The sequence below is a fragment of the uncultured Maribacter sp. genome, from assembly GCF_947495965.1.
GTDB lineage: Bacteria > Bacteroidota > Bacteroidia > Flavobacteriales > Flavobacteriaceae > Maribacter_B.
The window spans coordinates 256181-269190 of sequence record NZ_CANMBB010000002.1 but is presented as its reverse complement, the minus strand read 5'-3'; the positions used below and the strand labels follow the sequence as shown (position 1 = coordinate 269190).

The 13010-nt window shown below is 31.7% G+C and carries 14 protein-coding genes; 12 read left to right on the top strand and 2 right to left on the bottom strand.

Annotated features, from left to right (window positions below; all coding sequences use genetic code 11):
• Window positions 1–2: 2 nt before the first annotated feature.
• Window positions 3–383: a transcriptional repressor gene (locus Q0820_RS05630; protein ID WP_298485928.1), complete on the bottom strand. Its 381-nt coding sequence runs from the start codon at window positions 381–383 to the stop codon at window positions 3–5.
• 82 nt (window positions 384–465) lie between these two features.
• Between Q0820_RS05630 and Q0820_RS05625 the strand changes: the two genes are divergently transcribed.
• From Q0820_RS05625 to Q0820_RS05590, 8 genes are all read left to right on the top strand, one after another.
• A complete protein-coding gene (locus Q0820_RS05625) occupies window positions 466–870 on the top strand; it encodes a MerC domain-containing protein (RefSeq protein ID WP_298485926.1) in 405 nt (134 codons plus the stop codon).
• A complete protein-coding gene (gene folE / locus Q0820_RS05620) occupies window positions 860–1525 on the top strand; it encodes a GTP cyclohydrolase I FolE (RefSeq protein ID WP_298485924.1) in 666 nt (221 codons plus the stop codon). The genes Q0820_RS05625 and folE overlap by 11 nt, the downstream gene beginning before the upstream one ends.
• Before the next feature lie 36 nt (window positions 1526–1561).
• A complete protein-coding gene (locus Q0820_RS05615) occupies window positions 1562–2455 on the top strand; it encodes a GTP-binding protein (RefSeq protein WP_298485922.1) in 894 nt (297 codons plus the stop codon).
• A gap of 229 nt (window positions 2456–2684) precedes the next feature.
• Window positions 2685–3314 (top strand): ATP-binding cassette domain-containing protein, encoded by a 630-nt coding sequence (locus tag Q0820_RS05610; RefSeq protein WP_298485921.1) that lies wholly within the window; start codon window positions 2685–2687, stop codon window positions 3312–3314.
• Window positions 3311–4558, top strand: a complete 1248-nt coding sequence (locus Q0820_RS05605; RefSeq protein WP_298485918.1) for an ABC transporter permease — start codon at window positions 3311–3313, stop codon at window positions 4556–4558. The genes Q0820_RS05610 and Q0820_RS05605 overlap by 4 nt, the downstream gene beginning before the upstream one ends.
• Window positions 4548–4985 (top strand): hypothetical protein, encoded by a 438-nt coding sequence (locus Q0820_RS05600; RefSeq protein WP_298485916.1) that lies wholly within the window; start codon window positions 4548–4550, stop codon window positions 4983–4985. Before Q0820_RS05605 ends, Q0820_RS05600 begins: the two co-directional genes overlap by 11 nt.
• Window positions 4986–5319: 334 nt before the next feature.
• A complete protein-coding gene (locus Q0820_RS05595; RefSeq protein ID WP_298485914.1) occupies window positions 5320–5484 on the top strand; it encodes a hypothetical protein in 165 nt (54 codons plus the stop codon).
• Window positions 5485–5597: 113 nt separating this feature from the next.
• Window positions 5598–6311, top strand: a complete 714-nt coding sequence (locus Q0820_RS05590; protein WP_298485912.1) for a hypothetical protein — start codon at window positions 5598–5600, stop codon at window positions 6309–6311.
• Between the two features lie 488 nt (window positions 6312–6799).
• On the opposite strand, the gene Q0820_RS05585 is transcribed toward Q0820_RS05590, so the two are convergent.
• On the bottom strand, window positions 6800–7651 hold the full coding sequence (locus tag Q0820_RS05585) for a fibronectin type III domain-containing protein (RefSeq protein ID WP_298485910.1): 852 nt from the start codon (window positions 7649–7651) through the stop codon (window positions 6800–6802).
• Window positions 7652–7905: 254 nt separating this feature from the next.
• Here Q0820_RS05585 and Q0820_RS05580 point away from each other — a divergent pair, with 254 nt between their 5' ends.
• The 4 genes from Q0820_RS05580 (at window position 7906) to Q0820_RS05565 (ending at window position 12882) form a co-directional block, all read left to right on the top strand.
• A complete protein-coding gene (locus tag Q0820_RS05580; protein WP_298485909.1) occupies window positions 7906–9987 on the top strand; it encodes a hypothetical protein in 2082 nt (693 codons plus the stop codon).
• Between the two features lie 359 nt (window positions 9988–10346).
• Window positions 10347–10604: a type II toxin-antitoxin system ParD family antitoxin gene (locus tag Q0820_RS05575; RefSeq protein ID WP_298485907.1), complete on the top strand. Its 258-nt coding sequence runs from the start codon at window positions 10347–10349 to the stop codon at window positions 10602–10604.
• Window positions 10570–10881, top strand: coding sequence for a type II toxin-antitoxin system RelE/ParE family toxin (locus tag Q0820_RS05570; RefSeq protein ID WP_298485905.1), 312 nt, complete (start codon window positions 10570–10572; stop codon window positions 10879–10881). Before Q0820_RS05575 ends, Q0820_RS05570 begins: the two co-directional genes overlap by 35 nt.
• Window positions 10882–11169: 288 nt before the next feature.
• Window positions 11170–12882, top strand: coding sequence for a hypothetical protein (locus Q0820_RS05565; RefSeq protein WP_298485903.1), 1713 nt, complete (start codon window positions 11170–11172; stop codon window positions 12880–12882).
• Window positions 12883–13010 lie beyond the last annotated feature (128 nt).

Below are 13010 nucleotides of genomic sequence, written 5' to 3'. Positions count from 1 at the left end.
ATCTAAACAAAACATGCTTCACATTTTCCCTGCAATAATAATTGAGAAGTTTCTATTTTTTTATTAGGTATTTTGGGAAGCGTAACACTCACGGTTAAACATTCTACTTTTCCACAACTTAAGCATTGAAAATGAGGATGCAAATCTTCATGTTTAGACGCGGTACAACCATTACACTTTGCATACCATTTAAGCCCTTCTTTGCCTAAAAAAGAATGTAAAATTCCATCATCTTCTAACTTATCCAATACACGATAAATGGTTGTTTTGTTAAATGTAGAGTCTAATTTTGCAATAAGTTTTTTAGCAGAAATAGCTGCAGAACTATTGTGAAACTCATTAAGTAAAACTTCAACAGCTTTTGTTTTTCTAATTACTCCCATAAAACAAATATAACGCAACAGTGTTGCATTAACAAATAATATCTTTACATTTGCAACTCAGTTGTAATAACAAATTAAATAAATGATATTAATAAAACAGAGGTCAGATATTCTAGGAACTTTTGCAAGTTCTTTATGTCTTATGCATTGTGTTGCCACTCCATTTTTATTTATGGCGCATGCCAGTTCGGTAACATTTTCCAGTGGTCCGCCAACATGGTGGAAGTTCATGGATTACATTTTTCTTGCTATTTCGTTTTTTGCTATTTATTGGACAACAAAAACAACAACTATTAAGTGGATTAAACCAATGCTTTGGTTAAGTTGGGGGGTATTATTAGCATTAATTTTAAACGAAAAGTTAGAATTATTTTCTTTGCCAGAAGCTATTATATATATTCCTTCTATTGCGTTGGTAATACTGCATTTATATAATAGAAAACACTGTAAATGTAGTACTGATACATGTTGTGCAAATGAAGAATAAAGAACAGATAGAAATAACTGGGGACAATCATTTTTCAAAAAGTATAAAAACACCCCTACGTGCAGATGCTTTTGACAAAACGGATGATGAAAAGATTGCTAATATTCAACATCATTTTTCCAAAATAATGGAAGAGTTGGGTTTAGATTTAAAGGATGATAGTTTATCTGGCACTCCATACCGTGTTGCAAAAATGTATGTAAAAGAGCTTTTTTATGGCTTAAATCCAGCAAATAAACCAAAGCTATCCGTTTTTGATAATAAGTACGGTTATAAAAAAATGTTGGTAGAGCAGTATATAAATATTGATTCTGCATGTGAACATCATTTTTTGCCAATAGTGGGGCATGCACATGTTGCTTATATCCCAAAGGATAAGGTAATAGGCTTATCTAAAATTAACAGGTTAGTAGATTATTATGCACGCCGTCCGCAGGTCCAAGAAAGGTTGGTACTTCAAATTCTTAATGACTTGCAAGAGGTTTTAGGAACAAAAGATGTTATTATTTCTGTAACGGCAAAGCATCTTTGTGTTTCTTCTAGAGGAATAAAAGACCAAAGTAGTTTTACTACCACTTTAGAATATGGCGGTAGCTTTGAAAACGAAGCAAATAGAAATGAATTTTTAAAAATAATAGCACAAGAAAAAATATAAACTAATAGAGGATAGTGTTTGTATTTTTATAACAAAATGGAAGCTATAATAACCGTAGTAGGCTTTTTGGGAGCAGGAAAAACTACCTTATTAAAATTCTTAATAAATAGTTTTATTGCTAAAGGTTGGGATCCATTCGTAATTCTTAATGATTATGAAAATGCTAGTATTGATGCGCAACAGTTAACTCAAAAATTAAGCTTAAAATCTATTAAACCCCTTACCGGTAGTTGTATTTGTTGTAGTGGTATTGTAGAACTTAGAAATACAGTAAATAGAATAGCAGCACGGAAAAATGGTATAACTTTAATTGAAGCAAACGGAACTTCGGACGCTTGTTCTTTAATGGAGTTCTTGGGTGTTGGCTTACAAGATAGATTTTTACCACCTATTCAAATTTCTGTGGTAGACGTTAAAAATTGGCAAAAAAGAGGAGAATATAATGCGTTGGAATCTAATCAAATTCAGGTTTCTTCACTTTTAGTACTAACGCATCTTGATGAAGTTACAGAAGATAGGCAAGCTGCCGTTGTTAAAGAAATAAAAGCTTTAAACCCAATGGCCAAAATATTGACTATGGCAACTTTAGATGTAACATTACTACCAGAGCTACTGCCATCAACTAATTTGGTACAAAAGTTAGACCATCAAAAAGCACATTGGTCTTCTAGTTCTATAGATTTACCAGTTTTATGGAATGTAAATTGTATTCATAAAATATGTGCCCAATTGCCAAGTAGCATAGTAAGAATAAAAGGGTGTGCAAAAATAGTAGGGGAGTCTAATTATACTTATTTTGAAAGAAAGCCAGATGGTGAAGTTTTTGTAAGACCATTCAATGGTATTCCTATAACAGGGACTAAACTTTTAACTATTGGACCTGGAAGTGCACCAAATGTATTAGAAAAAGCTATAAAACGTAGCTTCTAATGAATGTTAATTAATGCAACTTAGTTGCGTTTATGTAAAAAAAGGTATTATATTTACCAGATATTTTGGACACAATTTATCAAAATTATGTTCATCTTATTAAAGTCTACTTGTTATAAAAAAAGTGTTCCTAAAGCGCCTGAAATTCAAGAATAGGAAAAATAAATATTTCTGAAACAGGATTAATGGCACATAGAGTATTAGTATATTGCAGTCTACAAAATTTAAGATGGTAAAAACCAATAATCTTACATTTAAATATAAAAAAGAGGAAGCTGTTTTTAGTTTCCCAAGTATAAATATACAAGAACAAGAAAATTTACTTATTCTTGGAAAATCTGGAATAGGTAAAACCACATTTTTACATCTTTTAGCAGGCATATTACAACCTGTAAGTGGTTCTGTAGTAATTGATGAAGTAGATTTAAATACCTTATCGCATGCACAATTAGATAAATTCAGAGGGAAAAATATAGGTCTTGTATTTCAAAAAAATCATGCCATTACATCTTTAAGTGTTGTTGATAATTTAAAGGCCCGTCTTTTTTTTAGTCGCAAGACCATAAAACCTTCAGAAATTGATTTTTTATTAGAGCAATTGGATTTAATGGAAACTAAAAATAGTAAGGTAAATGAGCTTAGCGAAGGGCAACTGCAGCGCCTTGGTATTGCAATGGCAGTAGTTCATGAACCAAAAATTATTCTAGCAGATGAACCTACATCTAGTCTAGATGATGAAAATTGCAACATTGTAATGCGTTTGTTGCAGCAACAGGCGCAAAAAAACAATGCAAATTTAGTAGTCATTACTCATGATGCACGTATTACATCATCCTTTAAAAATGTAATTACGCTATGAACAACTGGACTATAAGTTTAAAAAATCTTCTTCATAAGCCACTCTATGCCTTTCTTAGTATATTTTCTTTATCTATTAGTGTTGGTTTATTATTAGGAATTCAACAGTTAGATTCTTCTATACAAAACCAGTTTACCAATACTTTAGGGAATATACAAATGGTTGTAGGAGCAAAAGGAAGCCCATTGCAATTAGTGCTTTCTTCTGTTTTACATATGGATAACCCAACAGGAAATATTAAGTATTCTGAAGTAGAAAAATTAGTTAAAAATCCGTTAGTAAGAACAGCTGTTCCGCTATCCTATGGCGATAATTATAAAGGATATCGTATTGTTGGTACCACTGCAGGTTTCCCAAAAATTTATGAAGCACAACTCTTAAAAGGAAAAGAAATAGAACATTCTATGGAAGTAGTTTTAGGGAATACTGTAGCACAAAAATTAAATTTACAAATAGGAGATACATTTTTAAGTTCGCACGGTTTAACCAAAAATGCAATAGAAGAACATGAACAATCTTTTACTGTTGTAGGTATTTATAAACCAACGTATAACGTTATTGATAAACTTATTGTAACCAACCTAAGTAGTATTTGGGATGTACACCATCATGAAGAACATGAAGAAGAGGCAGTACATGAAGCGCATGAAGAAGAAAGTCATGATGAACATTTACATGACACCCATAAAAATGAAGATAAAGAAGTAACTTCTATTCTGGTCTCTTTTAGAAATCCCATGGGGTTAATGACCATGCCAAGAAATATTAATACAAATTCTAATATGCAAGCAGCCTTACCTAAGTATGAATTAGAAAGGCTATTCCGTTTTACAGGTGTTGGTGTTAAAGCAATTTCATGGATTGCATATATTATTCTCCTAATTTCATGTATTACTATTTTTATTAGTCTATATAAAATGGTAAGAGAAAGAGCTTTTGATCTAGCCCTCATGCGAACCTATGGAGCAAGTAATTTTCAATTATTCCGAATTGTAGCTTTTGAAGGAATTGTAATAGTCTTTATTGCTTTAATTTTTGGTTTTTTGTTCTCTCAGATAGGGTTGTACTTTATAATAAGCCTGTTTAAATCGCAGTTTCAACAAGAGGTTATACTAACTTTTTCTACTGTAAACATGTTAAATAACATTTTAATAGTAGTAATAATATCAATGGTATCCATTTTATTAGCCATCTTTCCTATATTAAAAATGAATATCTCTAAAATTTTAAGTGATGAAAAGTAAATTCTTTTACCTGTTATTAATGTTTGTTTCTATGAGTGCTTTAGGGCAGGTAAACCTAACTTGGGATGATTTGGCGGATATAGAATACACAGAAAAATATTTTATTGCTTATGATTCTAATTTTCTGTATCCTGAGTTTAGTAAAAAAATGGCTAGCCTAGCAGGTAAAGAAGTTACATTATCCGGTTATTTTTTGGATGTTTCTCCAGATGGAGAATTACTTGTTTTGTCTAAAAATCCTTTAGCCTCATGCTTTTTTTGTGGAAAAGGTGGGCCAGAAACTGCAGTAGAAATACAATTTAAATCTAAACCAGATTTTAAAACCGATGATGTAGTGGTAATCACTGGAATATTAAAACTTAATAAAGACGATATAGAACACTTTAACTATATTCTTACAGATTGCACTGGTATTGATATGAAATAATGGATCATTTTATTGTTGAATAGCCTTCTTTGAATTGTTGGGGTAGTGGTTTAGTTTGAGTCTTCCTAAAACTTAAATAAATTTAGTTCTTTAATCTCTGTGTTTTTAAAATGCAGAGATTTTTATAGTAAATATATTGCTGTAAAAATGCTCTAAAATTCGTGTAAAAAAGTAGGATTATACTTAAAAAGTTGTTTCTAAAAAGGAGCTGAAACACTTATTAAAGAATAGTAATCATACAATTTATACTTCATTTTTACGTTAAAAGAAATACTAATCATTTAAAAAAAAAGTAATGAAAAAATTAAGTATGTTTCTACTTCCTATGTTTTGTATGGCAATAATATCATGTGGTGATACAAAGAAAGAAGAGAAAGAATTAGAAGTAAAACTTGACAAAATAGAGGCGGTTGAGCAAGAAATTGACCAAACCACAGAGGAGTTAAATCAAAAAGCTGAAGAAGTAGCATCTGCTCTTAGTGAATTAGATAGTTTGTAAAGCTAAAGTAAATAACCTCGGGCAAAGCCTTTGAGGGATTAAAAGGAAAATTAACATTGATTTCGACACAAGTGTCGGAGCATATTAAATCTCGATTATCGAGTCAATAAATTATGAAAAATATAGCAAGAATAATAAGTTTAATGCTTTTTGCATTTGTTGTCACAACAACATCTGGGCATGCCCAAGGAAAGTCGCAAGACAAAGGAAAAGGAAAAGCGAAAAAAGAAAAAGTTAAGAAGTTTAAAGAAGATGTAGCCGAAGAGGTAGAAGAAGTTGAAGATGCTGTGGAAGAACAAAAAGGGAAGGCCGATGCAATGAAGGAGAAAGGCAAAGGCAAAATGAAGGGGAAGGCAAAAGATAAAAAGGATAAGATAAAAAATGATGATGATGGTATCGAAGATACTGAGGATTCTCATAATGACTCAAAAGAAGAGCGTGCAGAAAAACCTGAAAAGGCAAAAAAGGAAAAATCAAATAAGGGCAATGCATATGGTCGCGATAAAGGTGATATGAGTGGTACAGAATTCGGAAAACATAGAGCTGCAATGGCAAAAGAAAAAATTGAAGCATCTGAAACCGTACTAAATGAAAAGGAAGAAACACTAAAACGTGGGCGTGAAAAGGTAAAAGAAGCAAAAGAGAAAGTAGCGAAAGAGCGCAAAGACAAAGATGTCGATGAAGAAGTTATTAAGCAAAAGGAAGAGAAAATATCAAAAGCGGAAGAGAAATTGAATGAATTAGAAGCTGTGATTAAACAAGGAAAAGATAAGGTAAAAAAACAACGTGAAGAAATTGAAAAAGTAGGCAAAATGCCTGTTGAATAAAAAGGCAAATTCTACACAAAAAATTCAAAGCGGATAATTATCCAGTCATGGTCGGAAGAAATTCCGACCATTTTTTTATGTTTCAAAATGTATTTAATGCGTAAATAAATGAAGAACATAGTGTAGATTATTGGAGTCGTACACTAGACTACTACTATTTTGCGTACTAAAACTATACATAAACTTCTTTCTTTAATCTCTGTGTTTTTAAAATGCAGAGATTTTTATAGTAAATGTTTTGCTGTAACATTAGTGTAAAAGAGGGGAGCGTTATTTTTTTAAAAGTAGCTTCTACAATTTTAATAAAGCCTTTATTATACGCATTTACGTTAGGAGGGGAGGCCAATGTGTTTTGAAGTGTTAAAACACCTTCCAATAATTATAAATTTAAGCTTTAAATAAATCCCCTATTCAAATACAAAAAAGGAAGCGTATAGCCTCCTAATTCATAAATTTAAACGCCTTATGCTTTAAGACGGTATGTTTTTTTATGGAATTTTAATAGATACTTTTCCATTAATAATATCGCCATTCATAAGTAACATATTGCAAAAAATAATAGTAACTCTTTCCCCATCATTTTCTACAAATAACTGTGTTTCTGTTGTAGAGTCATACTCTAAAAATACTTGGTTGGTAGACTTTACTAACTCACTGTTATTATGTGTAAGGTCAAAACCATTTTGGTTAACACCAAAATACTGTCCAGTTTTAGGAAAGCCGCCCTCTTGCTCATTAAAATTAATTTGAAAAGTATTTGGCCACGTACCAAATCTAAAACCAACAGAGCCTTTATCACAACAACTAGGGTCTGTTATTTCAACATATGCCTCTTTCCATGTACCAGAAATACTATAATAATTATCTCTTTCATAAGAACAAGGTGTTTCAGATGTGGTAAAAGATTCCCAATTTTCAATTGCATCATTGCCATTTTTAGTGGTTGCCGCATAGTAATAGGTAGTATTAGGTTCCAAATCTTTTATTTCATAATCAAAATTGTAGGTACCAGAAAAATATGGAACATCATTTTTTACGATTATCTCTTGGTCGTTACTAGAATCAGTTTCATTTCCTTTTCTAAAAATAAACCCAACTTCATAATTATCTGGTCCATCTATAAAAGCTATGTTGTCTAAATCTATAAAACCATTAAGCGTTACAGCGTTCTGAGAAATGTAAGTTACATACGCCTTTGCACTTGGAGTTTTATATAAAGCAATATCTGTTTCCTCTTCCTCTAAAAGCCTATTAACTACTGCTTCTGGAGTACACCCAATAAGAAAAATTGCAATTAAAAAATTAGAAATAAGAAACTTGTAGTTAATCTTGGTTAGCATTATGGTTGTGTTTTAGTGGTTTTTTAAAGATCTAAAACGACTTTGTAGGAAACTATATTGCATTTTTTTTCTTAAAACTATTTTTTAAAAGTTTTCTTTTATAGCACAAATAGGGTGTCTTATTATATACATGAACGTTAGGAGAGGAGTGTAATGTGTGTGTAATGAGGTTTCAACGAAAATTTTATCACTATCAGCCGTCTATTACAATTTTTTGCAGGAAATTATGTTCATTTGTATTAGAAGAACTTTTTATGCAAAAAATTACACCCCATCAAGTATCAAAAAAATTCGCCTTTTCTTTTCTTTTTATTTTGACTTTTATACTTGGTTGTTCAAAAGATGATACACCATTTGTTGATGCAGAAAATACCGTAGATCTAGAAGCGGTGTTTTATGGCAAAACGTGGGCTATTCATGAAATAGAAGTTAACGGTAACCGGGTTGCTGTTCCTGAAGAAGGGGAATGCGGCAGAGACTACTTTAGGTATTTTGAAAGCGGTAAATATATTGAGTATCTGCATCAAAGTAGTTCATGCTTTCCAGAAATTAATCGATTGAACTTCACACTGGACGGCAGTACCATCACCCTTTTTGACGAAATAGAAGGAGAGGCTGAAATTCGTATTCAAAAATTGGATGAAACCGAGTTCAATTTTGAAACACATCTTGATGTTGATGGTGACGGAAATAATGATAAAGTCAAATTATACTGTCGAATCTATTCACCTGAAGACAGGGACTTCTACTCAGAAACTTTCGAAAAAGATTTTTTTAAGTTTCAAGATGATAATTTAATTGCCTTTACCTGGTCCGAATATGTCGGTGATGACTTTAAGCAATACGAAATATACAGGTCTTCAGGTAGTTGCAACAAGACGGATGCAATCCAAATAGCTACAATTACCGATCTCTCACAGAATGAATTTATTGACCTTGATCCAGATCCAGTTGAAGAACTTTGTTACTTTTTCCGTTTACAGACCAATAAAGGCCAATTGGCTGAAAGTGATATGATTTCAATAAATACAAGGGATATTGATGTTTTTAAAACTGAAATGCTCGCTCCTGAAGTCCTAAATGGAACGATTAAACTGAATTGGCTGCCCTTTACCAATCCGTATTTCTCAAGGTATGAAATTACGGTATCCAAAAAGGCCTATTATGACAATTCTCCAGAAGAGATTCTTGTGGCCACAGTGGAAAATCAGGAATCAAATACCTTGACCCTTGAAATACCACCATCTATAGAAGACCCTTTTTTCAATATACATGTCTACAACATATTTGGTGAAAGAAGTTCTTTAAATATTGGACAGGATTTTACAGACCCCAGTGTAGAAGTTATCTATACCCCGCAAGAAATGGTTGATATGATGTCGGTTCATTTAATAGGTAGTGACCCTACAGATAGCAGGTACCTCTACCTGTGGGGAGAAAATGTATCCGACCCTTATAAGAAAATTAAAAAAGTTGATATCACCACTAAAGAAGTTGTGGCAACATCTTCATTTGATCTTAATACCAGTTCAGAAGTTCGACTTAAAGTCTTTGAAAGTCCAGAAGGGAAGGAAGTCTTTATTCAAAAGGGAAGTGAGTATCACGTTTTTGATGCTCTATCACTAGACTATAAGTACAGATTCCGGGATTTAAATGATGAATATATCGGCTTCGAAGACTTACTGCACTTTAAAGACGATATTTGGGTTATTGCTGATGGCGGTGATGAATTACGCACCGTACGCAGGTTTGGAAGAGACTTACAAACAATTGATGTATTGGACCCTAAGCCAACCACAATATTTAAAAGAATGTATGATTTAATCAGATTGGGAGAAAATCAAATACTAGGAGGGATGATATATGACGATAAGAGCTTTTTGTTCGAAATAAATGATGATGGTACCATAGTAGGTTCTAACGAGGTAGGCTATTCTTTCACCGATCGTTCTAGATCCATTCTACATAGTGGCGTGAGCAATATTTTACTGGACAAACGTAACTTAAGAATTTATTCTGCGAATGACTACGATTTCATTAGTTCCTATAGCAGCCCTGTTCATACCAGTTCAATTAGTATTGATGGAGAACATATATTGGGAACTGATTATAATGGAGATGACTCATTAGACTTTTTTGATGTTTTTGATAGAGAATTGAATATTTTAAAGTGGAGCAATGGCCAAAACATACGCATAGCTACAGTCGGTTACCCACAGTATGTTTATGAAAACTCAGAGGGCAAACTAGTGGTCATATCAAGTTATTTCAAAAGATCTTCGTTTAGGCGTGGTGATACCAAAAATGACCTTTTTGTTGAAGTAATAGATTGGTAAATTACAAACCCAAGTTTTAGTGTAAGGAATAATAAGCCAATAGCGACTTCCAAAGCAATTTTACATAGCGTCAAATTTAATGGAATGTGTTAAATGTACTATAATGTTCTGTGTTATGTAACTTTGCTTAGCAAAAGCAAAGTATTTTGTACTTCACTTTTCTATAAATTTTTCTTCTAAAAAGTTTCTTCCACTAGGGTAATGGAACACTTATTAACTGACCGACGATAGGAGGGGAGTGTAATGTGTGTGGAATGGCAATAATTATTAATGACATAAAATTAAGACTCTAAAGTTTTGTAATACTCACTAAATATATTAAATTGCATCAATAGTATGATTATTTAAACAATAAAAATATGTCTACAATTAGAAAAACAATAACATTTACAGAACAACAAGATAAGTGGATAAAATCACGAATTACAATTGGAGAATTTACCAATGATAGTGAATATCTTCGAGATTTAGTAAGGCGTGATCAAGCAAAAAACGCCAAATTTTCTGCACTCAAAGCAGCAATAACGGAGGGAATGGAAAGTGGTGTTAGTGATAAATCTGTTCCAGATATCATGAAGGAAGTTGAAGACCGTATGCGAGCTGATGGGCGTTTATAAAGTATCTGGAAAAGCTGAAATTGACCTTGCAAAAATGTATGAATATGGCATTGAAAGATTTGGGTTAAAAGAAGCACAGACATATTTATTAGGAATGCATACACTGTTTCAAATTATAGCCGATAATACAACTCTCGGGCGCGATGCATCCGAATTTATTTTATCATTAAAACGATTCTCTTATAAATCTCATACTATTTTTTATTTGGCTACAGATATTAATATTTTGATTGTTCGTGTTCTAAATCAAAGTATGGATTATGAAAAAAATCTATAGTTATATTTTTTTCTCCACAATACAATAAAACCAAAGCATTCTATGTTACAAAGGCATTTTATATAACGTCGGATTATAATTCTTTTTTTTGAATTATAATGTTCTGCGTTATGTAACTTTGCTTGGGGAAAGCAAAGTTGTTTCTACTCATTTCCTAATAAATTTTTCTTCTAAAAACTTTCTTCTTAAAAGGTAATGGAACACTTATTATACGCAACGACGTTAGGAGAGGAGTGTAATGTGTGTGGAATGGTATTACATTATCTTTGTTTAATAATAATTTGAAATTTGAAAACAGATATTTTAGTTCGTTTATCTTATAGTAACATATTCAAACAAAAGTGTACAATTGAATCTCTTCAAAAAAAAGTTGATACAAATGATTCTTTATTTGTACTATCAACACTTAATAAATACGAATACAAGCTACGTGAAAAGGATAATACGGAATTACAATTTATACTTAAGGAATGGTTAATAGAAGAAAACCAAGATATAAGAAATAGAATTGTTGCTGCTTATGCAAAACATTCTGATAAGGATATTGACGGAAAACAGTTAAAACCTAATTTGAAGACTGTTGTAATAGTAAATAGACTTTCAACACTTCGTGTTATGGAAGTCTTATGTGCCTCTAATATTGATAAAAAGAAACAAGGAGAAATTGGCATATCTAAAAGCAGAGAGAATTTATTGAGATTGTATCTTTTAGTAAGTGATGAGATAACTAATCGGCAGGATAAAGTCTTTCAGAAATATTTTAAAAAGCAACCTGAAAATTTAGACGAGATATACCTACATCTATTCTTAGGCATTACACAGCCATTTCAACATTACTATTCAGTTAGGTCTATTCAGCCAGAAGTATATAAATTTTTACTTTTTGAAAAATGGTTTAGAAATAATTCTCTGTATTCGGAATTATTGAGCGACTACGTAAAGAGTATAGGACTTGATAATTGGTATCAGTATTTCAACGATGTTTTTCAGTTATGTAACGTTGCTATAGAATCCAATATCATTTCCTTCAAAAACTATCCGGTTCTTAAAACTTTAGTGGAACATCTAATCATTGATACTTCAAATAATCCTAAGTGGACTGAGTTCGTATATCTTAGAAAGAGTCCTTTAGTAAAGTTAGATGAGGAACGTTATGCAGTATTGGATTTTGAATTTTTATTAAACAAGTTTTTTAGTAGCCTTTATCATGACTTATTGTTTTATAGTAAAGAGAAAGGGTTAAATAAGTTTGCGCAAGATTATGTTAAGGAATTTGTTGAAGGTACATTATTGAAAAACGCTTTTAAAACATCGTTCGGAAACTCATACATCCAATTAAGTGAGAATGAAATGAAAAGTAAGGGAAGTAAGAATATTGAGAATATTGGGCTTCCCGATTATTATTTCAGAAATGGAAACTCTGTATTGCTATTTGAGTGTAAAAACTCATTTATATCAAATGCTAATAAAATAGCACTAAACACAGAAAAATTATTGCGAGAATTGCAGGATAAGTTTTATTATACATCCGATACTAAAACTCAAAAGAGAAAAAGCAAAGGAATACTTCAGTTACTTGATTTTACTATTAGTTCAATTAACGGTAAGTATCAGTTTTTTGATAAAACTAAAAGGCCAGAAAACTTGAATTACTATCCAATTTTATTGGTTATGGATTCCACATTGACATCTTTAGGTTTTAATCAATTATTGAACTATTATTTTCAGAAAGAGCTTGAAGAATCGTCGATTGAAAAAAAGTATAAAGTGAAACCTTTAACAATAATGCATATCGATGATTTTTTTATTCATCAAACGAGACTAAGAAAGTTACCCAAACTCATTTTAAGTTACCATAGATTTCTAAAGAGTCATAAGTCCTTTGATTCTATGGTTTCCTTTTCGGACTATTTAAGCACATTCAAGTTTCCAAATTCGCATAAGCCAAGAAAAGAGAATGTAGACCACATCATTCAAGATTCATTATTACCGCCAGAATAAATAATCTACAAAAACCTTCAATTGGACTTTTATTAATAGGATGTTAATGTGTTGAAAATAAAAAAGGCAGAGACTCAACCTCCGCCTTCAAAACCTTATAAAAAAGTTTAGGGTGCTTGTGTGTACTA